The organism is Streptomyces sp. NPDC053673 (genome assembly GCF_055585225.1).
Genome location: NZ_JBVJKN010000003.1, coordinates 257,374 through 279,760, shown reverse-complemented (window position 1 = coordinate 279,760; position 22,387 = coordinate 257,374). Strand labels below are relative to the sequence as shown.

The window sequence follows — 22,387 nt, the reverse complement described above, 5'->3', positions numbered from 1 at the left end:
GTCGATCACTATGGAAAGAGGGCGACGGCCGGACGACTCGTGAATGAACTTCCCACGCGGCCGACCGGGCGGTGTGCCCCGTCGGCGCATCCGGATGTCGTGAGCTCGACGTCCGGATGCCCGGCCGGACCTGAGCCGGACGATCACGGACCAACACGTCCTTGACCGCCGCGGTCGCCGTCCCCGGCACCCGGCACCCGTCTATGCGCTCGGGTGGATCCCCTTGACGGCGTTGTCGAAGACCGGCCGGTACTCCTTCCACTGCGCGCTCGGCGCCGACAGGTAGATCACGTACTGGGTCCCGTCGGCGTTGGCGAACGCCAACTCGACCGCGCGGAAGTCCCGTACCCGGCCCTTGAAGGTGAACTCCCAGTATCCGGCCTGCCGTCCCCGGAACGTCGTGCTGCTCATCCTGACCCGCTCATAGCCCGGATTGTCCCTGCGCGTCTGGTCCTCCTCGACCTCGCTCCAGTGCCGCAGGGGATCGGATCCCGCGAACTGGACCGCGTTGACCCTCAGCCCCACCAGTCCGGTGGGGTCGAGGTAGGCGACTTCACCGTCGGGCCGTTCCTTGCGGGTCCAGCCGTCCGGCACCGGGACCGAGAGGCCCATCTTCTCCGTCTCGCGGTGGTAGCCGGCGGGGATCGCCGGAGCCGGGGAAGGGCTGCTGCTCGGAGGCCGGGCCGACACGGTGCCCGTCGCCGCCGGGTCCTTGCCGGCGTCGGCCGGCTCGTGCGGCCACAACAGGACGGCGCCGCCCGCCACGGCGGCAGCGACGGCCAGCGCTGCGACGGACCGCAACACGGTGCGGCGGCGGGTGCTGTGTTGCGCGGGGGCCGGGGACAGTTCACCATGGGCCGGCCGCGTGGGGCGGTCGAGGCGGGCGGTCTGCGCCCCGGCCGCATCCGCCAGAAGGCGCTCGGCCCGGCGCACGCCCATACGCTCTCCCGGCTCCTTCACGAGCAGGCCCTCGATCACCGGGGCCAGCTCCCCGGCGTTGGCGAGCGGCTCGTACGGGTACGCGGCGATGGCGTACGCCGTCTCGATCGGGGTGTCCCGGCGGAACGGCGGCTGCCCTTCGACCGCCTGGTACAGCATCGCCCCGAGCGACCACAGGTCGGAGGCGAAACCGGCCTCGGCGCTGCCCTTGAGACGTTCGGGCGCGAGGTAGTCGAGCGACCCGACCAACTCGCCCGTCCTGGTCAGCGAGGGCGTTCCGGACTCGAGCGCGATCCCGAAGTCGGTGAGCACGACCCGCCCGTCGTTCCCGAGCAGCACATTGGCGGGCTTCACATCCCGGTGCAGCACCCCGGCCCCGTGCGCGGCGCTCAAGGCGCCGGCCACCACGCAGCCGATGCGCGCCGCCTCGTCGGGCGGCAGCACACCCTCCTTCAGCACGTCGCTCAAGGTGACCGAAGGGATGTACTCCATGACGATGCAGGGCAGGCCCTCGTCGTCGACGACGTCATGCACCACGATCACATGGGGATGCGCCACCCGCGCTGCACTGCGCGCCTCCCGCCGGGTCCGCTCGTAGAGCCGCCGAAGCTCGTCGTCCTCCAGATGCGGGGGAACGTGCAGCTTCTTCACGGCGACATGCCGCCCGAGGAGCTCATCCTCCGCACGCCACACGGTGCCCATGCCACCGCGCCCGATGCGCTCCACCAGCCGGTACCGGTCGGCCACAAGCCGCCCAAGATCGGACACCGTGAGACCCCAGCCTTTCCCGCTCGTGCACCGGCACGCCCGAACGCACCGAGGAGAACCATAACCGGTACCCCGAACAGCGCCCCGCCCCAGCCGGGAGACGGGACTGCTGGACCGGGGACCGGGGACCGGTCCAGCAGTCCCGCGGGGCTGCGGTACGCCGTCGGCTCGGCAGGCTCAGGTCGGAGGGGCTCCCGGCCGCGCCTCCAGTCCGGCGAGGTCGACGGCATGGCGGAACACGTCGACGAGCATGGTGGCGGTGAGCCGCCCGGTGAATGTGTTGTGCTGACTCGGGTGGTAGCTGCCGAGAAGATGGAGCGGGGGCCGACGGCCCGTGGCCGGCAGGACGACATGAGCACCGTGCCCGAAGACGGGACGGGGCCGGGGCGTTCGCCAGCCGGCCTCGCCGAGCGCGGGCAGCACCGCCTGCCAGGCGAAGCCGCCGAGCGCGACCACGGCACGCAGGTGTGGGCTCAACAGCCTCAGCTCCGCCGACAACCAGGGCCGGCAGGTGTCCCGTTCGCCGGTAGTGGGCCTGTTCTGCGGAGGCGCGCAGTGCACCGGCGCGGTGAGCCGCACACCGTGCAGAGTGAGCCCGTCCCCAGCATGCGTGGACACCGGCTGCGAGGCGAGACCGACCGCGTGCAGGGCGGCGAAGAGGAAGTCACCGGCCGCGTCCCCGGTGAACATCCGCCCGGTCCTGTTGCCACCGTGCGCGGCAGGCGCGAGCCCGACCACCGCCACAGCAGCATCCGCGGGCCCGAACCCGGCGACTGGCCGTCCCCAGTACTCACAGTCCTGGAATGCCGCACGCTTGACCCTGGCGACCTCCTCACGCCAGGCCACGAGCCGCGGGCACGCCCGGCACCGGGTCACGAGCGTGTCCACCTCGTCCAGGCCCGTGCAGCGGGGCGCGTGATGAGCGGCGAACGCCGCGTCGTCGGCGGCCGGTGCCGAGCCTGAGTCGCCCGTTCCGTTCATGCCTCCACGCTACTGAGCCAGGGTCCGACCACCATCGGGGCCACCTGGGCCAAAGGGCTCAAGGGGGGAACGGCTCAGTCCTGCTGAGCTCGGGTGCCTCGGCGAGTCTGTTCGAGCCACTCCGGCCGCGGCTCGGCATCGCCGTACTCGTCGTGCCAGTTCCACCATTCGTACGGCGGGGTCTGGGGATAGCCCTCAGGCGAGTCCTCCCATTCCTCCTGCCGCCCGAGCGCAGTCATGTCGAGGTAGCTCCAGGTGCTTCCCAGAGCCTCGTCACCGCGGGCGTTGATGAAGTAGGTGCGGAACACGCTGTCGCCGTCGCGGATGAATGCGTTCGTGCCGTGCCACTCGTCCACACCGAAGTCGGTGTCGAACTCGTCGGTGATCGTGTACCAGGGCATCGTCCAGCCCATTCGCGCCTTCACGCGCTCGATCTCCGGCTGCGGCGCGCGGGAGACGAAGACGAGAGTGGTGTCCCGGACGTTCATATGGGCAAGGTGGCCGACATGGTCGGCCACCATGGAGCAGCCGCGGCAAGCGTGGTCGGGCCAGCCGAACACACCGGGCTCGAAGAAGGCGCGGTAGACGATCAGCTGACGACGACCGGCGAACAGGTCGAGCAGACTCGCCCTGCCCTCGGGTCCGTCGAACTCGTACTCCTTCTCCACCGCCAGCCACGGCATCCGCCGTCGCTTGGCGGCCAGGGCGTCACGGGCGCGGGTCAACGCTTTCTCTTCCACAAGCAGCTGCTGGCGCGCAGCCTCCCACTCTCGCAGTGCAACGACTGGGGGTGTCTTCATGGTGACGTTCACCTTCCCGTTCCGTCCGACGTAATACGCCAGGCCAGGGGTGTGAGCCGGGTACCGCTCAGCAGGGCCCCCTGTATCCAGGGTCGGGCGCCATCGACACGGGCGCACGTCAATGCGCGAGTGTCGGCCGCAAAGGCTCCTGAACTGCGGTTACGCAGCGAGGTGCGGTGCCTGGGAACGCAGGCCCGGCAAGATCCGCAGGACAGGCCCTATGCCTGGAGCAGAAGGGTCAGGCCGCCGATGGTGCAGCAGATCATCAGGACGAGCAGGGGGATCTGCCCGGCGACGGCACGGGCGGGCGGCAGGAGACGTACGGAGCGGTCGTGGGCGGCGATCACGCCGACGACGTGACCGAGGACGATCGCGCTCACCTGGAGCGTGGCAAGGCCTCCCGGGGAGAGGAGATCCGCTGGTACGGCGGGATTGTCAGTGCCTTGTGCGAGGGTGACCGTGCGTGGGGCTTCGGTGGCGAAGAGCGAGAAGTAGTGGGCGATCAAGTAGCCGGTGGCGATGGGGAGAAGGGAGTGCGCGAAGGCGGTGACGGGGCGTTCGATCCGGCCGGAGATCAACCGGGCGGCGCCGGCACACGAGGCGTACAGGGCAGCGACGAGCAGGCAGGCGGAAGCGAGGCCGAGCGTGGCGGCGCCGGTACGGCCGACGGAGGACGTCTGCAGGATGTTGATCCACCAGGGTGCCTTGGAGAAACCGTCGTAGGCGGTGCTGCCCAGCATGACGCAGACGGTGGCGGCGAGACCCGGCGCGCCGGGGACGGCGTCGAGGCTGTGGAAGGGATTGCGCAGGACCAGGCGGCGATCGCTGCGGCGGCGGCCGACGAAGGAGAGATGGGCGAGCAGGGCGGAGTACGACTCGAAGGCGTCGCCGCGGTCGAACCAGGAGCTGCCGTATGTGGCGGCCGCCGTGAGCTGGGCCGTGGCGTAGAGGGTGAGGAAGGTGAGCAGGCTGAGGCGGGAGGCCGGTTCGGGTGAGGCCAGCTCCAGCCAGGTGAAGGCGAACAGACCCAGGGCGGCGGGCCAGTAGCCGAGGCCTGCGGCCAGGGCGCGGCCGCGGTGCGGGTCGCGGACGAGCGCCCAGCAGGCCAGGGCGTGCAGCGTGCGCAGGGGGTTGAGCAGGCGCCAGACGGGGCCGAGCAGCAGGGACGTGGGGACGAGGCCGACCCAGAGCAGGACGTAGACGGCGCCGGGGGCGGGGTTACGGTCGGGGTCGTCGGGGCCCAGCAGCAGATGGGCCAGGACGAAGACGGCCGCGGCCAGCCCGAGGCCCTGCACGGCGCGGCGGAGCGCCGGTGCATCGGCGAGGCGCTGCAGCGTGGCGGGCAGCGGCCGGCCGGCCGTGGCTCCGGCGAACCGGGGGCTGGGCCAGAGGAGTCCGAGGGCCAGGAACGAGACGAAGAGGGCGGTGAAGGCGCCGGCATAGGCGTAGAAGGCGGAGATGGGCAGGTCGTGGCGGGCACCGATGCCGTGGGCCAGCTGAAGGACGGGCTGGAGCTCGGCGGCGGACAGCTCGGAGGGGGGTGCGGTTGCGGGCAGGGCGGGATGCAGTGCACCGGTGCCCGGCCGCAGGGCGAGCATCAGTGTGCTGGGATGCATGGCGAGTCCATTGCGCTGGGAGGTACGGCTGGTTCTGTCGCGCTGGGATACGGGACGGGCCCCACCGCGCCAGGCGCATCAGCGGACCAGGAGCTGGGTCAGGACGAGGCCCGCCTCGTGCGTCTCGACCTCGAAGAGACCCGTGCGGTCGACGGTGAACGAGAGTGTGGCGGCCCGGCCGGCGGGCAGCCGGGCCGTGTGGTCGAGGCCGTGGACGTGCAGCTCGTCGGCCTTGTCGCTGGTGACCACCAAGGCGACGCGCTCCCCCTTGCGCAGCCCGATCCGGCCGGGGGAGGGGGTGACCTTGCCTCCGGCGATGCTGATCTTCACCGTCACGCCGGGCATGCCGTCGACGGCCCGATCGCCGTCCTGCCCGGCCCCGTCCCCGGCCCCATCGCCTGCCCCGGCCCCGTTACCGTCACCGTCACTGTGATCGTGCATGTCGCTGCCCGACTCGTCGGGCGGTTCCGTGGCCGCTGCGACCGGTGCGGTCGCGGTGTCGTGGCTCGTGCCTGGCTTGTGGTGGGTGGTGGGCCGGGAGCAGCCGCCCGCCGCCAGGGCGAGGGCCAGAAGAGCCGCGGCGGCGAGACGGACGCGCCGGGCGGGCATGCGGCGACCGACGGTGGAGGGGCGGTGCGGTGTGATGCGGTGGCGGCTCGCGGCCGGGCGTCGGTGCGGCATCGTGACCGGTCCTTTGAGGGATTGACGCTGTGTCATGCCGTGGCCGCCTGCGGTTCGGGGCCCGCCGGACCCAGGTTGCCCTCCCGCTCCTCGGCGGCCGCCCGCAGCCGCTCGCGGGCCACTGCGATCACCGCCCAGACCACCCAGACCAGTCCGAGCAGCGTGCGCAGCCAGGCTGGGCTGAGCGGCGTCCAGGGGATCATCACGATGCTCTTGTCGAAGGCGTCGAGCAGCGTGAGGAAACCGAAGGCGAACGTCACCCAGCCGAACACCGGCCGCTGCCCGCGCAGCAGCAGCCCGCTCGCCGTCCACCAGATGCCGAGCAGCAGCAGGGCGGTGGCCGGGACGGCGGTGTGCGCGTACGAGCTTGCCGAGCCGATCACATCCAGCACCAGACCCGCGAACCCGAACCCGGCGGCGATCGTCGCCCAGCGGTTGCGGCGCAGTGTTCGCCACCACAGCGCGCCGCCCACGATCGCGAGCACCGCCGCCACGGCCAGGGAGAACTGCACTTCGACGCGCGCCATGCCGCGCGCCCCGTACCAGTCGCAGCCGGCGGGCAGCTTGCGCGCCTTCACGTCGTAGTCCGCGCAGACCATCAACTGGGCCAGCTTCACCGGTTCGCCGGCGATCCGGTCGCTGCCCCAGGACACCTCGCCGGGTTCGTCGCCGCAGGAGGGCAGCGCGAGCGGGTTGCTGCTGCCTTCGAGGTCGGACCAGCAGTTCCCCTCGCCCTGGCCGTCCCACCACACGGAGGCCTTGTTCGGCCGGGCACGGCCCTGCTTGTCCACGCCCAGGTGGTTGTTCACGTACCGGTTGTGGTGCGAGGTGTCGAACTGCCTGCCCCAGGAGCTCTCGCCTCGGATGAACCCGGGTACGGCATGCAGGACGAAGGCCGCGCGCTGCTGGCCGTAGATCCAGTTGTCCTGGAAGACGTTGTAGTTGCCGCCCGAAGTGATGAAGCCGGAGCCGACCGGCACGGAGATCTGAGGGCAGACCACGCCCTTCTCGTAGCCGCGTTCGGCGGTCGGCCTGGCGCAGGTGCCGTCCTTGACGTGGCGGTAGTAGTCGGCGTTGTTGTCGTGGATCAGATTGCGCTCGAACTTGGCGTGGTCCTGCGGCAGTCCGGGATGGCCGGGGAACGCGCTGTCCATGGTGGCGCCGGCCATGTTGTGGTCGAACTCGTTGTCGTGGGCCCAGACGGAGTTACCGGCGGTGCCGGAGTAGCCGACCATGTTGTGGTGGCTTCGGCAGTCCTTGATCTCGATGGAGTAGCGGGGGACTGCGTAGCCCCGGCCGGTGTTGATGTCGGAGGCGCTGCCCGGGTATATGCCGGAGTCGCCGTTGCCGTACGACTCGCAGTTCTTGTACAGGCCGTGGTCGCCGGCGAACGTCAGGAACCCGTATTCGTCGTTCCAGCGCGTCAGTACGCCGTCGATGACGAAGCCGTCACCGGCCAGGATGTAGAGGGAGTTGAAGGTGGAGCGCTGGGCGGTGAAGTTCTTGAAGTAGACGCCGTCGGACTTGTCCGCCCGGATGACGTTGAGCTTCTTGTACTGGCCGTCGATGATGACGTCGTTGCGGCCGGCGCCGGTGCCCTCGATCTGCAGGTCCTTCTTGCCGAGGACGGCGATGAGGTTCTGGTTGGCGGGGCACTGCTTCTGCTGCTCGAACGACAGGATCTGGTAGCCGAACGAGGAATTGGGCGCCTTCAGCTTGGCGCACTCGCCCTTCGGGCCGGGCTGAGTGGGCTCCTCCAGATAGAGGCCCGGGAGGACGGCGATGTTCATCCCGGGCTTGTCGACGGCGTCGACGGCCTCCTGCACATGCCGGTATCCACCGTCCTGGCAGCGCTCGAACAGTTCCAGGTTGCGCTGCTTCAGGTCTTCCGGGAAGCGCGCGATGCGCTTGTCGAAGTCCGCCCGGTCGGTCTTGCACACGAGCAGGTCGGGCTCCCCGTCCCGGTACTGCGGCACGCTCCCCGAGCCGTCGGGGAAGTCCACGGGTCGCTCCTCATGTGCCATGGCGGGCGCGGCGCCGGCCAGGACGACCATGCAGGCGGCCAGCACGGCCAGGGCTTTGCGGATGCTCGCCATACGCGGAGAGTAGAGCAATGTTCATCTTTTGGGGAGCCTCTGTGCAGCTGGGGCGCCGAGCTCTCCGGGCCGTGTCGCCGGCTGTCCGGCCGGCGAAGACCGCCGGCCGATCGTGGCCGCGAACGCCGGTCGCGTCCAACTTCCACCCGAGGTACAGAGTCGAGTGAGGAGTCCGTCGCAGGCCGGGTCACTGGGCTTTGCCCAATTTCTCCTCGATCCAGTGGATACCGAAGTTCACGACGTCGCCGGCTTCGAACAGGTAGCTGCCCGCTGCGCCGACCATGCCCTGGCTGCCGATTCCGGCGGCGAGCATGTCCTGGGCGATGGTCTCGAACGGATCCTGCCCCTCGGGCACGACGGAGGAATAGTCAAAGGCCCCGTTCTCCGAGTCGATGTCGTGGAACCGCCGCCAGACCCGCTGCCCGTCAACCTGGATCGGCTGCTCATAGTCCACGAACCGCTTACCGGGTGCTTCGGCGAGTGCCTCGGCGTGGTGCAGGACCGTGAGGGTGTCCAGCGGGGCACCCAGGAGAAGCACCCGGCCGTCCATGGCGACCAGCCGCGCCAGCGGGCTGCCCGGGCCGTGCGGGTCGTCCCAGGGATGGTCGGCCATCAGCGCGGTGGCCGCCGCCCCGAGTGCGGCGAAGCCGGCGTCGGGATGGCGGCTGCGGACTGCGCCCGGCCAGCGGCGTAGTGCCTCTGCGAGACGGCCGTTGTTGTGGTCCGCTTCGCTGAGTTCGGGATGGTATGCGGGGTGCTCCGCGCGCAGGACGTCCTGCCAGGCTTGCGGCCAGTCGGTGAAGTCATAGGGCAGGGCGTCGTTCCAGCCGCAGGTCACCAGCAGGGTTCCCCGCTCGCCCACGACGTCGCAGAGGGCGCCGATGATCGTCTGAGGGCCACCTGCCACGTATCCGATCGCGGACATCCGCGTGTGGAACATCACGATGTCGCCCTCGGCGAGGCCGAGCGCGGTCAGGTCACGGATGAGCCGACTGCGGGTGACAGGGCCGTTGACGCGCTTGAGCAGGGTCAGTTCGTCCATGAACGCGAAGTTATCCGTCGCCCATGGGCATCCGACACCGGATTTCCCACCGCGAGCCGTCACCCACCCCGTGCTGTCCAGTTCGATGACGTCCCCTGCCGTCCCAGGCGGGCGTGACCAACAGCGGAAAGGTCCCCTGCCGGGCACCGCCGCGTCGGGAGCCGGTGGCATGCCGCGACAGAAGTCGCTCCCGAGGGCTCCCCGAGGGCGACACCTCCATGCCAGACTCTGCGGCGCTCGTTCGAGGTCGATCCGTGTCCGGAATTCGACGACGGAACACACGAACCCTTCGAAGGGACCGCCAGTGAAGAGACTCGCCGTGAGCATGGCCCTCGGGTCCGCGCTCACAGCCCTATTGGCCGTCGGGCTGCAGCCCGCCGTGGCCGTGCCTGAGACCCAGGACGCACCACGGGCCACGACGCCGCGGGCGGACAACCGCCCGGGGCCGGTGACGAAGCAGCGCACGGACATGCGCCGACAGGCGATCGACAAGATCGCCAAAGGTAAAGCGAAGGCCGACGCGCGGGGTGTCGTCGAGCTCGCGTCCGGAAAGTTCGTGGAGACCACGACCGTCCGATCGGAGAAGATCTTCACCGTCCTCTCCGAGTTCGGCGACCAGAGCGCCGGGAAGTACGGCACCGTCCCCGGCCCCCTTCACAACCAGATCGCCCAGCCTGACCGGAGCGTGGACAACTCCAACGCCTGGACGGCCGATTTCAGCAAGGCGTACTACGAGAACCTGTTCAACGGCTCCGGCGAGTCGATGCGCACGTACTACGAGAAGCTGTCCAACGGCCGCTACTCGGTGACCAACACGGTGGAGGACTGGGTCAAGGTCCCCCACAACGCGTCCTGGTACGGCGACAACGCCGTCGAGGACAACGGCGGTTCGTGGAACTTCATCCAGGACACCGGCAACGCCTGGTGGGACGCCCAGATCGCGGCCGGCAAGTCGCCCGCCGAGATCGACGCGTACCTCGCCCAGTTCGACGTCTGGGACCGCAACGACTGGGACCACGACGGCAACTTCGACGAGGCCGACGGATACATCGACCACTTCCAGGCCGTGCACGCCGGCATGGGCGAGGACGCGGGCGGCGGCGCGCAGGGCGAGGACGCCATCTGGTCGCACCGCTGGTACGTCAACGGCGACGACTACGGCCTGACCGGCCCGGACGTGGCCGGCACCCAGAACAAGGCCGGCGGCGCCCGGATCGGCGCGTCGAAGTACTGGCTCGGCGACTACACGACCGAGGGCGAGAACGGCGGACTCGGCGTCTTCTGCCACGAGTTCGGCCACGACCTCGGCCTGCCGGACTACTACGACACCGACGGCGGCGAGAACTCCACCGCCTTCTGGACCCTGATGAGCTCCGGCTCCTGGCTGAGCCACGGCGCCGCCGGCAACGCGGGCATCGGCACCCACCCGGGCCTGATGGGCGCCGAGGAGAAGCTCTTCCTCGGCTGGCTGGACCACGCGAACGCCGAGGTCGGCACCTCCGGGACGTACACCCTGAATCCGGCGCAGCTCCAGGTCACCGGAAAGGAACAGGCCGTCCGTATCGCGCTGCCCGACAAGACCAGCAGCACCGCCTACACCACCCCCACCTCGGGCACGCACGCCTGGTGGACCGGCTCGGCCGACGGCCTCAACGAATCCCTCACCCGGTCCGTGCCGGCCGCCTCGCGGGTCACCGTCAAGGCGAGCGCCTGGTACGAGATCGAGGCGGACTTCGACTACCTCTTCGCCGAGTACTCCCTCGACGGCGGGGCGAACTGGCTCCGGGCGGGCACGGCCGTCGACGGCTCCTCCGCCGGCAAGTGGACGACCCTGCGATACGCGTACGACTCCCAGGGCAGGCCCTCGCTGTTCCGCTTCCGCTACCAGACCGACGGCGGCGTGCACTTCGCCGGCGCCTTCCTGGACGACATCACCCTCGCGTCCGGCGGCACCACGCTGTCGACCGACGACGTCGAGCAGGGCGCGGGCAGCTGGACCGCGACCGGCAAGTGGAAGATCTCGACCGGCACGGAGACGGCCACGTACCCGCGCTACTACCTGGTCGAGAACCGTGAGTACGTCGGCAGCGACGCGCTCCTGGCCGAGGGCCCGTACCAGTTCAGCAAGGGCGTCACGGCGCCGGACTGGGTGGAGTTCTTCCGCTACCAGAACGGCATGCTCGTCTGGTACGTCGACCGGTCGTACGACGACAACAACGTCAGCGCGCACCCCGGCGGCGGCTCGGCCATGGCCGTCGACGCCCGCCCGGCCCCGTTCACGTACGACGACGGGACCGCGCCGAGCAACCGCCGTCAGCCCTTCGACGCGACCTTCGGCCTGGAGGCCACGGACGCGACCTGCCTTCACAAAGAGGTCCTGTCCGGCAACGGCGGCAACCAGACCGTCGTGACCAAGGCAGCCTGCGCGCCGGCCGCCTTGGGCATCCCGGTCTTCGACGACACCGACCCGAACGCGTACTACAGCTCCGCGGCCCCGCAGGCCAGCGTCAAGGTCGCGGGCCACGGCGTGAAGGTGACCGTGACCGGCGACGCCGGCGACGACCTGACCATCAATGTGGTCAACCCGGCCGCGCACTGACGGCGGCCCGACACCAGCGCGGCGACGGCCGGGACACCTCGTGTGTCCCGGCCGTCGCCGTGTCATGCCGGCTGGGCCCGCCCCTGGGCGCGTCAACCGCGCAGCGAGCCCTCGCAGGTGCAGTCCGCTGTGCCGGTGCGGCCGTCGGGGACAACGGCCACCTCGCCGAAGGAGCAGTTGCTTGATGCCGTCGTCGCGGGTGGCGCCGTCGAAGCCTGGTGTCCCACGCACAAACGATGCGCGGGACACCAGGCTCTCCTGGCTCAGTTCTTGCCGGTGACCGAGGCCCCGGTCACCGGCCGCTCCGGGCCGGCAGTTGGCCGCAGTCGCCGCCGGCGCACTTGCTCAGCCAGTCGGCGAAGTCGGCGTCGTACTTGGTGCCGATGGTGTCGCGGAGCAGGCTGTGGGCCGCGTCGTACTCGCCTGCACGGTAGTGGCCGAGCAGGGTGGCCACGTCCTCGGGGTGCGACTGGAGCATGTAGCGGACGCCCAGATAGCCCCACTGGTAGATACGGGTGGTGTCGGCGTTGTCGTAGGTGGTCCCGAAGAGCCGGCTGAGCTTGTAGGTGTTCTTGCCCGCCTCCTCGATCGCCCTGTCGTAGGTGATGCCGCGGTACGAGTAGGAGACGTACTCGGCGAAACCCTCGATCCACATCACGGTCGGGGTGGTCTGCCCGGCTGCGAAGTCGCCGTACATGTCGTAGCGGCCGTCGAGGTAGTGGGTGTACTCGTGGTTGAGGTTCCAGATCTGGAAGGCGTCGTCCTGGGCCGGCTGCTCGTAGGCGATGAAGCGCGGCTGGTTGCCCTCAGCGGCCGGGTCGCCCTCCAGGTACATGCCGCCGTTGTTGGTGTCGATGCCGAAGACGACACCGGCGTAGGTCTTGTAGTCGAGGCTGGAGTTGAAGGCGACGATCTCGATGCTGGTGTTGTTGTCGTCCTTGACCGGGCCGTTGTCCTTGACGATGTTGTGGAACACCGGGTCCTGCTTGAGGACGCTGTCGCACGTGGCCGCGAGTTCGGACGCGGTCAGCTCCTGTGCGAGGATCTTCGCGCTCGGACCGCATGCGTGCTTGACCGTCAGCACGACGTCGCGCACGCGGTTCTGCAGGTCACAAGTGTCGTACTCGGCGCAGTTCTCCTTGTCGTACTCGTCCGTCATCTCGGCGAGGCCGACCCAGAGCGGGGCGGTGCGTCCAGTGATCTCGCTGCGGCCGAGCAGCTCCTTGACCAACGGCTTGACGGAGTCCTTGAGGTCGGCTTGCTGCAGGAAGCGGGCGAGTTCGCGTCCGGCGTTGCTGGCCAGGTAGGACTTGTCGGTGCCGAGCAGATCGTCGTGGGCGACGGCGAAGTCACGCAGTCCGGTGAGGACGCTCGGGTCGGCCTTCACGGCTTCCACGAACTCCGGCAGCTGGTGGCCGCGGAAGAGCACGGTGTAGGTGTTGTTGACCGCCGCGAGCATCCCGTAGAACTGGTCGTACGACGAGTTGTAGTCCTTCTGCAGGCGCTTCACCACGTCGAGGTAACGGGCGTTCTCTTCGGAGCTGTCGATCAGGGTGACCGTCTCGGCCAGGGTTTCTCCGTTGGCCTCGGTGACGTCGAAGGCGTGGGACGAGCCGAAGAAGGCATCCAGGGCGCCTTGAATGGCGCTCTTCAGCGTCGGGCCGTATTCGCCGACGTTCTCCGGCTGGTTGTACTGGATGTAGTAGCCGGCGCGCAGGTACAGCACCACCTGGGTGGCGAAGGTGCTGTTGTTCCCCGGGTAGTTGGTCGCGACATCCTTGAGCGCGTTCGCCACCGTGACCATCTGTTCCTCACGGAAGAGGGCCTTGGAGTCCTCACCGGTCACGCTGAACAGCGTGTTGATGCAGGTGGTTTCCGACTGCTTGATCTGCTCGACCAGGGCAGCGCCGGTCTTCGAGGTGAAGTCGCTGATGTTGCAGTCCGCCGCGGCCCTCGCCGCAGAGCGGGCCTGCTTGCGCTCTGCGGCGTTCTGGGCCGCGGGGAGCGGAGGGCGCTCTGCGGCGTTCGAGGTCTTCGTGGCCGATCGCGCGGGGTCGGCGGCGTGTCCGGGTGCGAGATCGGCGGCAAGCACGGTGGCGGTGGCGGGCTGTGGGGCGGGCGCCGACCTCGGTGTGGGCTTGGGTGCCCCGGCGCCGGCCGGAGCCGCCGCGCCATTGGGGGCGAGCATGGTGAGCCCCAGGCCGGCGGCAGCCACGGTAGGTATCAGCAGTTGGGCGAGTTTCCTGAGTGTGGGGGGTCTGCGCATGGCGATGGCCTCCAGGCCGGTCGGCAGCCGTGCGTGGGGGCACGGCGGTGGGGGGTGCGGACCGTGATGGCAACGGAAGTTGAGCACTCCCAGAGCTGTCATGCCCACGGAAAGTGTGACCGTACAATTTCACAGTTCACATGGCAGTGAAAGAGGCTTGCACGCAACAGGCCAAACTGACGAGTCGTCAGAAGGGGATCCTGTCGGTGGTCTTGAGATTCCCGGACGGAACTACCTGATTGCTGGGCATGCTCATGCCGGTTTCGAGGGGCGACCGTCGTCCCTGAGGTGAGCCGGTGCCCCTCCATCCCCACTCCGGTGCGTGGATTCCGCCTCGGACCGCGCGGGTGGCGCGGGCGAGCAATCCCGGTGGCACGACGGCGACATGGGCCCGGGGCCGGCTGGACGGGCGTGGAGCAGGGTGATCTCACGGCGGGCTGTGGCACCGGTGCGGTCGAGGTCAACCGCCTCGCCACGTGGGCGAGCATCAGTGGTGATCTCCTGCTGCTGTCCTCAGGTTCAGAGAGTTGAGGGCGGCATCGTCGGCAGCCGGGCCGGGGCCTGATGCCGCTCCCGCCAACGCGCGTACACCGGTGCGGCGGAGCAGGTGGACACGTAACCATCGGCGACCCGGCGCAGGATCTCGGTGCCGCACGCCGCGAGCGGGCCATCGTGGTGCCAGGCCAGAATGTGCCGGTACCGCAAGGGATTTTCGGCCAGAGGGCGGACTGCGACGCCGGGCACCTCGATGAACGTGGCCTGGCAGAGGCTGACGGCCAGGCCCGCCCTCACGATCTCGATCAACTGCCGCCCCTCCGCTTCGTAAGGAGCGAACGGAGCGCGGTCCGTCAGGGCGCAGACGGAAGCCCAGTACTCGCGGGTCCGGTCGCCGTCGGGCCGGGGAACCGCCCAGTCCTCGTCCAGAAGCTCGGGCAGCGGGACCTCGTCCCGCGCGGCAAGCGGGTGGGTCGCCGGCAGGAGGGCGAAGACCGGCTCTGTGGCGATCGGGTGGAGTGCCACGCCCTCACGCTGCGGCAGCTCCTGGTCCGGGTGGTCACCGAGCACCGCCGCTTCCAGTCGGCCCGCGGCGAGGTCGTCGAGCAGTGCGACGGGCGAGTACTGGCAGCGGGCGGTCAGGTGGGCTTCGGGCAGCAAGGCCTTGACGGCCAGGAGGAGATGACCGAGCAGCGGAGCGCCGACCGAGCCGACGCGTATCCGGTCCGCGGCCGACATGCGGCGGGCGGCCCGGGCCGTGTCGGCGAGGAGCCCGTCGACGCCCGGCAGGACGGCGCGGGCCCGTCCGATGACGAGCTCGCCGAAGGGCGTGGGGACGGTGCCCTCCTGTCGCCGGTCGAACAGGGTTCCACCCAGCATGGCTTCGATACGGCGCAGTTGGGCGCTGAGTCCCGGCTGTGTCATGCGGAGCGCGGCGGCGGCGCGGGTGAGGCTTTCCGCCTCGGCGATCGCGCACACGACCCGCAGGTGCCGTATCTCCAGATCCATGGCGCGGATGTTATGGACCAGCGACAGCTTTCGGACAGGGCCGTGCGTCAGCAGTCTTATGTGAAATGTCACACGCCATTCATCGAAAGGTAGTGATCGCGTGAGTCCCCCACATCTCTCGTCGACCACCCGGTCGGCTCTTCTTCCGCTGCTGCTCGCTTCCCTGCTCCCGCTCCTCCTCGCCACCCCTCCCGCCCGGGCTGCGACGGCCGCGGACAGCACGTCGGCCTGTGCGCTGCGCGGCACCACCGGCTGGACGGACGAAGGTCAGGACACGGACTATTCCGTGTTCAAGCGCCCGTCGGGGACCATCAAGGTCGCCATGATCTTCGTGGACTTCCCGGACGCCCCCGCCACCGAGTCGCCTGCCGAGGACGCGGCACAGATCACACCCGGTGCGGAATGGCTGTGGAACGCCTCGTACGGCAAGGCCTGGCTGGCCATCACCCAGCACCAGCGCTGGGTGAGGATGCCGCACAACTCGACCGAATACGGATACGCGCGCGGCCTGTCGCACGAGCAGCACGAGGCGTACGTCAAGGACGCGGTCACCGCGGCCGACCCGTACGTGGACTTCTCGCAGTACGACATGGTCTACGCCGTGGCGACGAGGAACGCGTCGGCGATCTCCTTCACCCCCACCTACGTGTACGACCCTGGAACGGCGGGTGTCGTCGCCGACGGCAGCAGGATCAAGTGGGCGGTGACGTTCGGCCAGGACATGTGGCACTGGGGCAAGAAGCTGGTGGCCCATGAGACCGGCCACACCTTCGGCCTGCCCGACCTGTACGCCTTCGCCGCGGGTAGCGATGCCCACCGCTTCGTGGGCGGATGGGATGTGATGGGCCTGATCGGAGGGGCAGGGCCGCACTACCTCGCCTGGCACTCCTGGAAGCTCGGCTGGACCGGGGACGATCAGGTCGTCTGCCGGGCCTCGGCAGGCAGCGACACCGTGCATCTCACCGCCGTCGAGTACGGATCCGGCACCAAGATGGCGGTCGTACGCACCGGTCCCACGACCGCGTACGTCGTCGAATCGCGAAGGGGCGTTCAGGCGGACACGGCCGTCTGCTCCACCGGTGCGCTGATCTACCGGATCGACACCTCCGTGCGGACCGGTGAAGGGCCGGTCCGGGTCATGGACGCCAAGCCGAGTGCCACGCCGGCCTCCGGCTGCCGTCCGCTGGACGACGCCCCGTACTGGGCCGGTGAGTCGTTCACCGACACCGCGGCCGGTGTCCGGATCGACGTACTGGGCGCCGACGGGTACGGCGAGACGGTGCGGATCACCAAGTCGTAGCGCAGCACGGACGGCTGTGCCCCGGCTCCTCGGCGGGAGCCGGGGCACAGCCGTGCCCAGCGCGGCCCGGGCGCCTGCTCAGGCCACTTCGGGGAAGTGGCAGGCCACTTGCCGCGCCGCGACCGGCACCGTCTTCCCCAGTGACGGTGCCTCGGTACGGCAGATCTCCTGGGCCTTGGGGCAACGCGGGTGGAAGGTGCAGCCGGGAGGGGGCGAAGCCGGGCTGGGCGGGTCCCCGAGCAGGGTGATCCGTTCTCGGGACCGTTCGGCGACCGGGTCGGGCAGCGGCACGGCGGACAGCAGCGCGCGTGTGTACGGGTGGGCCGGGGCGGCGTAGACCTGGTCCTTCGGGCCGATCTCGACGATCCGGCCCAGGTACATCACGGCGACCCGGTCACATGCCCGCTTGACCACCGACAGGTCGTGGGCGATGAAGAGGTAGGCCAGGCCCAGTTCGTCCTGGAGCCGCTCCATCAGGTTGACGATCTGGGCCTGGACGGACACGTCGAGGGCGGAGACCGGCTCGTCGGCGACGACCAGCCGGGGGCCGGTGGCCAGTGCACGGGCGATGCCGATGCGCTGGGCCTGACCGCCGGAGAACTCGTGGGGATAGCGGTCGAGGTGCTCGGGGATGAGCCCCACCAGCTCCATCAGCTCGGCCGCGCGCGTACGGGCGTCCGCCGCCGAACTGCCCTGTACGAGCATCGGGTCGGAGATGATCCGGGCCACCGTCTGGCGGGGGTCGAGGGAGGAGTGCGGGTCCTGGAAGACCATCTGCAGGTCCTTGCGCAGCGGCTTGAGTTCCCGCTGTGAAAGGTGGCTGATGTCGCGTCCGTCGTAGGTGACGGAACCGGTGGTGGGTTCCAGGAGCCGGACGATCATGCGGCCGGTGGTGGACTTGCCACAGCCGGACTCTCCGACAAGTCCCAGCGTCTCGCCCGCCGCCACCTGGAAGGTGATGCCGTCGACGGCCCGGACCGGGGCGGATCGCCGCCGCCCGGGGAACGTCATCGTCAAGTCCCGTACGGACAACAGTGGTTCGATGGACGTCATGAGGCCATGCCTTCGTACGCGGGGAAGTGGCAGGCGGCCGGATGCCCGGCCAGGCCGTCGAGGAGCGGCAGCACCGTCTCGCAGTGGGAGCGCTCCTCGGCGGAGGCGCGGGCGAGCCTGGGACAGCGGGGCGCGAACGCGCAGCCGGGAGCTGGGGTGAGCAGGGACGGCGGAGTGCCGGGGATCGCCCTCAGCGGTTCGTCGTCGCTGTCGTCGAGGCGCGGCAGGGAGTCGAGCAGGCCGCGGGTGTAGGGGTGGGCCGGCGCCGTGAACAGGGTGTCCACGTCGGCCCTTTCGACAGCCCTGCCCCCGTACATCACCAGCACCTCGTGGGCAACGCGGGCGACCACGCCCAGATCGTGCGTGATCATGATGACGGCCAGTCCCCGCTCCTGCTGGATCCGTGCTATCAGCTCCAGGATCTGCGCCTGGACGGTGACATCCAGGGCCGTGGTCGGCTCGTCCGCGATCAGCAGCTCGGGTTCGCAGGCCAACGCCATCGCGATCATCACGCGCTGGCGCATGCCGCCGGAGAACTGGTGCGGGTACTCCCGCGCCCGGCGTCCGGGCTCGGGGATACCGACCTCGGCCAGCGCCTCCACGGCCCGTTCACGGGCGGCCCTTCTGCCGCTGCGGAAGTGCACGCGGTGGTGCTCGGCTATCTGTTCGCCCACGGTGTAGTACGGATGGAGGCTGGAGAGCGGGTCCTGGAAGATCATCGCCATCCTGCGGCCGCGCAACCGGTTCAGCTCGCGCTCCGGCAGACCGCTCAGCTCCCGGCCGCCCAGGGTGATGGAGCCGGTGACCGAGGCGCCGGTGTGCAGGCCCATCACCGCCAGCGAGGTGACGGACTTGCCGGAACCGGACTCTCCGACGATGCCGAGCGTCTCTCCGCGCCGCACCTCGAAGCCGAGGCCGTCCACGGCCCGCACCGGACCGCGAGTGGTGGAGAAGGTGACCGTCAGGTCCCGTACCGACAGCACGGGTTCGGGGGCGCCCATCAGTACCTCACTCGGGGATCGACGACCGCGTACAGCAGGTCGACGGCCAGGTTGGCGACGACGATGAAGGTGGCGGCGAGCAGCGTGACGCCGAGGATGACCGGCTGATCGCCGGTCGACAGCGCTCCGTAGAAGAGCCGTCCGATGCCGGGGATCCCGAAGATGGACTCGGTGATCACCGCGCCCGCGAGCAGCCCGCCCAGGTCCATTCCGAAGAGGGTGAGGATGGGCGTCATACCGGCCCGCAGCCCGTGCTTGACCACGATCGTCCGGCGCGGCAGGCCCTTGGCGCGGGCGGTGCGGATGTACGGCTCCGCCATCGTCTCGATCATCGAACTGCGGCTCTGGCGCGCGTACATGGCCGCGTACAGGACGGCCAGGGCCAGCCAGGGCAGCAGCAGGTTCGAGGCCCAGTTCAAGGGGTCGGAGGTGAACTCCACGTACTGCGGGTAGGGGAGGAGGCCGGCTGTTCGGATCAGCCCGTAGATGAGCATCATCGAGGTGAAGTAGACCGGCAGGGAGGCAGCGGCGACCGCACCGACCATCAGGGCACGGTCGGTGTACGTGTCCTTGCGCAGGGCGGCGGTGACTCCTGCGGTCAGACCGAGGAACAGCCAGATCACCGCGGCGCCCAGGGCGAGCGAGGCGGAGACCGGGAGCCGGTCCGTCAGCAGGTCCCACACGCCTTGGCTGCTCTCGTACGAGTAGCCCAGGCACGGGAAGTCGCAGTGCAGCGCGTACTGGCCGCTGCCCATGGTGCGGCCGGTGAAGATGCCGGTGACGAAGTCCGCGAACTGCCTCCACAGCGGCTGGTCCAGCCCCATGTGGGCGCGGATCGCCTCCAGACGCTCGGCGCTGCACGACTTGCCGCAGGCCGCGGCGGCCGGGTCCGAGGGCAGGACGTAGAAGATGGTGAAGGTAACGGCCGCGATGGCGATCAGGACGCCGATGACGCCTACCGTCCGGCGGCCGAGGTAGACGATCACGTGCGGCTTCCTCTCGGGTCGAGGACGTCGCGCAGCGCGTCGCCGAGCAGTGTGAACGCGAGCACGGTGAGGAACAGACAGAGGCTCGGGATGACGAAGTACATCGGATCGGTGTCGTAGAAGGCGACGCTTTCGGCGATCATCTGCCCCCATGAGGGCGTGGGCGGGCGGACGCCGACGCCCAGGTAGCTCAGGGCCGCCTCGGTGGCGATCATCCCCGGGACGATCAGAGTGGTGTACGCGATGACGGGCCCGGCGACGCCCGGGAGGATGGACCGGCCGATGATCCGCCAGGGCCCCGATCCGGCGACGCGCGCCGCGTCCACGTACTCGCGATGCCGCAGCGAGAGCGTCTGGCCGCGCACGACGCGGGCGATGCCCGGCCAGCCGAACAGGCCGATCACGGCGATCATCAGGACCACCCGGTTGACGTCCCTGGCCACGGACATCATCGCGATCATGAAGATGAGGGACGGGAAGGACATGGTGAGGTCCATCAGGCGGGAGAGCACGGCGTCGGTACGGCCGCCGAAGTAGCCGGCCGCGATCCCGGCCACCGTCCCCGCGACGACGACGATCGCGGTGGCGGCGAAGGCGATGAGCAGGGAGATCCGGGCGCCGTGCACGACACGGGCGAACAGGTCCCGGCCCGTGACGGGTTCGACGCCGAGCCAGTGCTCGGCCGAGACACCACCTAGCGGACCGATGGGCTGTCCGCCCAGGTACGGGTCGACGGCGGACTTGTCGAACTCCTCGGGGGACCAGCCGCCCAGCGCGCTGAGCACGGGGGCGGCCACCGCCATGACCGCGAACAGCGCGACCACGACGAGGGAGACCTTCACAGAGGGGCGACGGCGCAGTTCCGCGCGGGCGAGCTGCCAGGGGCTGCTGCCCACCGGAACGCAGACGGTGGAAGCCATGAGTTGACGTGCCTTCAGTTGGCGCTCTTGGAGGGGTCCTTGAGGCCGACCGTGGCGTAGTCGATCTGGCCGCCGAAGGAGGTGTGGCCGAAGGCACCCGCGACGTTGGTGCCGAGCAGGAGGGGCATGCGCTCGATGACAGCGGGTGCCGCGGGGGCCTTGGCGAGGATCTGTCCGTCCAGCTCGCGCCATGCCTTGCCCGCCTGCCCGGCATTGGTCATGGCGGCGATCTCGTCCATCCGCTTCATGGTCGCCTCGTCGCGGAAGAGCGAGTGATTGCCGGAGTTCCCCTTCTCCTTGATGTAGCGGCCGTCGAAGACGAAGGGCAGGAAGGTGGAGCCGGAGGGGTAGTCGGGGCACCAGCCGGTATAGACCAGGTCGGTGCGGTTCTTGGTGTCGCCGATGGTGTCGTAGAAGGCGGACGGGTCCACCGTCTCGATGGTGACCTTGATCCCGGCCCGGCCGAGGGACTGCTGGATCGCCTCGCCGACGCCCTTGTCGCCGTTGGAGACGGTGATGCTGGTGGAGAAGCCGTCCGGCTTGCCCGCCTCCTTCAGCAACTGCTTTGCCTTCTCCGCGTCACCGGTTGCGGGGATCCTCAGGGTGTCGGGCTGACTGCCGCCGAAGAGCGGGCCCGGCATGTAGGCGGAGGCCACGTCGTTGAGGGCCGGCCCGCCGGAGGCGGTCAGGATGCCCTCGCGGTCCAGGGCGTACTGCACGGCTTGACGCACCTTGACGTTGTCGAAGGGGGCACGGCCGGTGTGCATCTGCACCATCTCGGTGCAGTTGGTGGACTCGGCGAGCAGCCGCTTTCTGACGTCGTCCTTGGTCAGCACCTTGGGGGTGCTCTCGGGGCGCAGCTTGCCCCAGGGCACGGCGGAGGCGTCCGGGCCCTGGCCGGCGATGAGCCGGTCGTCGATCTGGTTGGCCTTGAGCCCCATCACCACGACCACCCTGTCCGGATACGCCTTGCGCACGGTGTCGGTTCCCGGGTCCCACTGGGTGTTGCGGACCAGCACGAGCTGCTTGTCGCGGTCGTACGACTCGATCTTGTACGGCCCCGACGAGAACGGGCGGTTGTCGTACTGAGGCCCCTTGTCCATCGCCTTCGGCACCGGGGCGAAGGTGGGCAGGACCGTCGCGTAGGGGAACTCGGCGAAGGGCTTGCGCAGTTCGAAGACGATCGTGTGCTCGTCAGGGGTCTTGATGGAATCGAGGTGCTTGCCCTGGGCCGTGCCCTGGTAACCCTCCGCGCCGGCGAGGTAGCGGGCCGCGTAGTCGGGACCGCCGGGCAGGTCGGGGGAGAAGGACCGCTCCACGTTGTACTTGATGTCCTGAGCCCTGATCGGCGAGCCGTCCTCGTACGTGAGGCCCTTCTTGAGCTTGAAGGTCCATGTCTTGGCTCCGTTGGAGGAGACGCCGAGATCCTCGGCGAGGTCGGGGACCAACTCCCCGCCCCTGGCGCCCGGTTCCGCCTTGTACGTGACGAGGGTGCGGTAGAGCAGCCGGGTTCCGAAGTCCATGTCGCCCATCACCCAGTTACGGGCCGGGTCGAGGTGGGTGAAGTCCTGGTTGGAGAGGACGGTGAGGGTGCCGCCCTTCTTCGGTGTCCCGCCAACCACATGGCCGTTGTTGGTCGTTGCCGGGTTCTTGCCGTTGCGGGCGCCGCTCGACTCCGGCCCGCCGGAGCAGCCGGCCATGCCGAGGGTGAGGGTCGCCACCAGCGCTGAGGCGAGAGCGGTACAGGTGCGCTTGTCCATGAGTGGTCACTCCGGAAGCAGTCGGACAGCCCAGGGCGGCTGGAATGTGACCTGTAACATAGTAATGTGAAATTGC

General features: G+C 69.5%; 16 protein-coding genes. 2 read left to right on the top strand and 14 right to left on the bottom strand.

Going from position 1 to position 22,387, the window contains the following annotated elements; all coding sequences use genetic code 11:
* Positions 1 to 201 precede the first annotated feature (201 nt).
* The 7 genes from ACZ6ZQ_RS06975 to aac(3) form a co-directional block, all read right to left on the bottom strand.
* A complete protein-coding gene (locus ACZ6ZQ_RS06975; RefSeq protein ID WP_469767521.1) occupies positions 202 to 1,707 on the bottom strand; it encodes a serine/threonine-protein kinase in 1,506 nt (501 codons plus the stop codon).
* A gap of 177 nt (positions 1,708 to 1,884) precedes the next feature.
* Positions 1,885 to 2,688, bottom strand: a complete 804-nt coding sequence (locus ACZ6ZQ_RS06970; protein ID WP_469767520.1) for a uracil-DNA glycosylase — start codon at positions 2,686 to 2,688, stop codon at positions 1,885 to 1,887.
* Between the two features lie 74 nt (positions 2,689 to 2,762).
* Positions 2,763 to 3,488 (bottom strand): DUF899 domain-containing protein, encoded by a 726-nt coding sequence (locus tag ACZ6ZQ_RS06965; protein WP_469767519.1) that lies wholly within the window; start codon positions 3,486 to 3,488, stop codon positions 2,763 to 2,765.
* 218 nt (positions 3,489 to 3,706) lie between these two features.
* On the bottom strand, positions 3,707 to 5,104 hold the full coding sequence (locus ACZ6ZQ_RS06960; RefSeq protein ID WP_469767518.1) for a hypothetical protein: 1,398 nt from the start codon (positions 5,102 to 5,104) through the stop codon (positions 3,707 to 3,709).
* Between the two features lie 78 nt (positions 5,105 to 5,182).
* Complete coding sequence (locus ACZ6ZQ_RS06955; RefSeq protein WP_469767517.1) at positions 5,183 to 5,785, bottom strand: cupredoxin domain-containing protein; 603 nt, start codon at positions 5,783 to 5,785, stop codon at positions 5,183 to 5,185.
* A 32-nt stretch (positions 5,786 to 5,817) separates the two neighbouring features.
* Positions 5,818 to 7,881, bottom strand: coding sequence for a right-handed parallel beta-helix repeat-containing protein (locus ACZ6ZQ_RS06950; RefSeq protein ID WP_469767516.1), 2,064 nt, complete (start codon positions 7,879 to 7,881; stop codon positions 5,818 to 5,820).
* A gap of 187 nt (positions 7,882 to 8,068) precedes the next feature.
* On the bottom strand, positions 8,069 to 8,923 hold the full coding sequence (gene aac(3), locus ACZ6ZQ_RS06945) for an aminoglycoside 3-N-acetyltransferase (protein ID WP_469767515.1): 855 nt from the start codon (positions 8,921 to 8,923) through the stop codon (positions 8,069 to 8,071).
* A 304-nt stretch (positions 8,924 to 9,227) separates the two neighbouring features.
* Between aac(3) and ACZ6ZQ_RS06940 the strand changes: the two genes are divergently transcribed.
* A complete protein-coding gene (locus ACZ6ZQ_RS06940; protein ID WP_469767514.1) occupies positions 9,228 to 11,522 on the top strand; it encodes an immune inhibitor A domain-containing protein in 2,295 nt (764 codons plus the stop codon).
* Positions 11,523 to 11,814: 292 nt separating this feature from the next.
* On the opposite strand, the gene ACZ6ZQ_RS06935 is transcribed toward ACZ6ZQ_RS06940, so the two are convergent.
* Both ACZ6ZQ_RS06935 and ACZ6ZQ_RS06930 read right to left on the bottom strand, forming a co-directional pair.
* On the bottom strand, positions 11,815 to 13,788 hold the full coding sequence (locus ACZ6ZQ_RS06935; protein WP_469767513.1) for a collagenase: 1,974 nt from the start codon (positions 13,786 to 13,788) through the stop codon (positions 11,815 to 11,817).
* 519 nt (positions 13,789 to 14,307) lie between these two features.
* Positions 14,308 to 15,291 (bottom strand): LysR family transcriptional regulator, encoded by a 984-nt coding sequence (locus tag ACZ6ZQ_RS06930; protein ID WP_469767512.1) that lies wholly within the window; start codon positions 15,289 to 15,291, stop codon positions 14,308 to 14,310.
* A gap of 100 nt (positions 15,292 to 15,391) precedes the next feature.
* Between ACZ6ZQ_RS06930 and ACZ6ZQ_RS06925 the strand changes: the two genes are divergently transcribed.
* Entirely contained in the window at positions 15,392 to 16,591 is a 1,200-nt protein-coding gene (locus ACZ6ZQ_RS06925; protein ID WP_469767511.1) for a M6 family metalloprotease domain-containing protein, read from the top strand.
* Between the two features lie 78 nt (positions 16,592 to 16,669).
* On the opposite strand, the gene ACZ6ZQ_RS06920 is transcribed toward ACZ6ZQ_RS06925, so the two are convergent.
* The 5 genes from ACZ6ZQ_RS06920 to ACZ6ZQ_RS06900 are packed head-to-tail and all read right to left on the bottom strand — an operon-like array spanning position 16,670 to position 22,311.
* Positions 16,670 to 17,644, bottom strand: coding sequence for an ABC transporter ATP-binding protein (locus ACZ6ZQ_RS06920; RefSeq protein WP_469767510.1), 975 nt, complete (start codon positions 17,642 to 17,644; stop codon positions 16,670 to 16,672).
* On the bottom strand, positions 17,641 to 18,645 hold the full coding sequence (locus tag ACZ6ZQ_RS06915) for an ABC transporter ATP-binding protein (RefSeq protein ID WP_469767509.1): 1,005 nt from the start codon (positions 18,643 to 18,645) through the stop codon (positions 17,641 to 17,643). The genes ACZ6ZQ_RS06920 and ACZ6ZQ_RS06915 overlap by 4 nt, the downstream gene beginning before the upstream one ends.
* Positions 18,645 to 19,631, bottom strand: coding sequence for an ABC transporter permease (locus ACZ6ZQ_RS06910; RefSeq protein WP_469767508.1), 987 nt, complete (start codon positions 19,629 to 19,631; stop codon positions 18,645 to 18,647). Before ACZ6ZQ_RS06910 ends, ACZ6ZQ_RS06915 begins: the two co-directional genes overlap by 1 nt.
* A complete protein-coding gene (locus ACZ6ZQ_RS06905; protein ID WP_469767507.1) occupies positions 19,628 to 20,551 on the bottom strand; it encodes an ABC transporter permease in 924 nt (307 codons plus the stop codon). The genes ACZ6ZQ_RS06910 and ACZ6ZQ_RS06905 overlap by 4 nt, the downstream gene beginning before the upstream one ends.
* Positions 20,552 to 20,565: 14 nt before the next feature.
* Positions 20,566 to 22,311 carry an ABC transporter substrate-binding protein gene (locus tag ACZ6ZQ_RS06900; protein WP_469767506.1) on the bottom strand — a complete coding sequence of 582 codons (1,746 nt, stop codon included), beginning with the start codon at positions 22,309 to 22,311 and terminating at the stop codon, positions 20,566 to 20,568.
* Positions 22,312 to 22,387 lie beyond the last annotated feature (76 nt).

What these genes read in the sequence shown, in the direction of transcription:
- ACZ6ZQ_RS06970 (WP_469767520.1), bottom strand. Translation starts at nt 2,688, where the DNA reads ATGAACGGAACGGGCGACTCAGGCTCGGCACCGGCCGCCGACGACGCG.
- ACZ6ZQ_RS06965 (WP_469767519.1), bottom strand. Translation starts at nt 3,488, where the DNA reads ATGAAGACACCCCCAGTCGTTGCACTGCGAGAGTGGGAGGCTGCGCGC.
- ACZ6ZQ_RS06960 (WP_469767518.1), bottom strand. Translation starts at nt 5,104, where the DNA reads ATGCATCCCAGCACACTGATGCTCGCCCTGCGGCCGGGCACCGGTGCA.
- ACZ6ZQ_RS06955 (WP_469767517.1), bottom strand. Translation starts at nt 5,785, where the DNA reads ATGCCGCACCGACGCCCGGCCGCGAGCCGCCACCGCATCACACCGCAC.
- ACZ6ZQ_RS06950 (WP_469767516.1), bottom strand. Translation starts at nt 7,881, where the DNA reads ATGGCGAGCATCCGCAAAGCCCTGGCCGTGCTGGCCGCCTGCATGGTC.
- ACZ6ZQ_RS06935 (WP_469767513.1), bottom strand. Translation starts at nt 13,788, where the DNA reads ATGCGCAGACCCCCCACACTCAGGAAACTCGCCCAACTGCTGATACCT.
- ACZ6ZQ_RS06930 (WP_469767512.1), bottom strand. Translation starts at nt 15,291, where the DNA reads ATGGATCTGGAGATACGGCACCTGCGGGTCGTGTGCGCGATCGCCGAG.
- ACZ6ZQ_RS06920 (WP_469767510.1), bottom strand. Translation starts at nt 17,644, where the DNA reads ATGACGTCCATCGAACCACTGTTGTCCGTACGGGACTTGACGATGACG.
- ACZ6ZQ_RS06915 (WP_469767509.1), bottom strand. Translation starts at nt 18,645, where the DNA reads ATGGGCGCCCCCGAACCCGTGCTGTCGGTACGGGACCTGACGGTCACC.
- ACZ6ZQ_RS06905 (WP_469767507.1), bottom strand. Translation starts at nt 20,551, where the DNA reads ATGGCTTCCACCGTCTGCGTTCCGGTGGGCAGCAGCCCCTGGCAGCTC.
- ACZ6ZQ_RS06900 (WP_469767506.1), bottom strand. Translation starts at nt 22,311, where the DNA reads ATGGACAAGCGCACCTGTACCGCTCTCGCCTCAGCGCTGGTGGCGACC.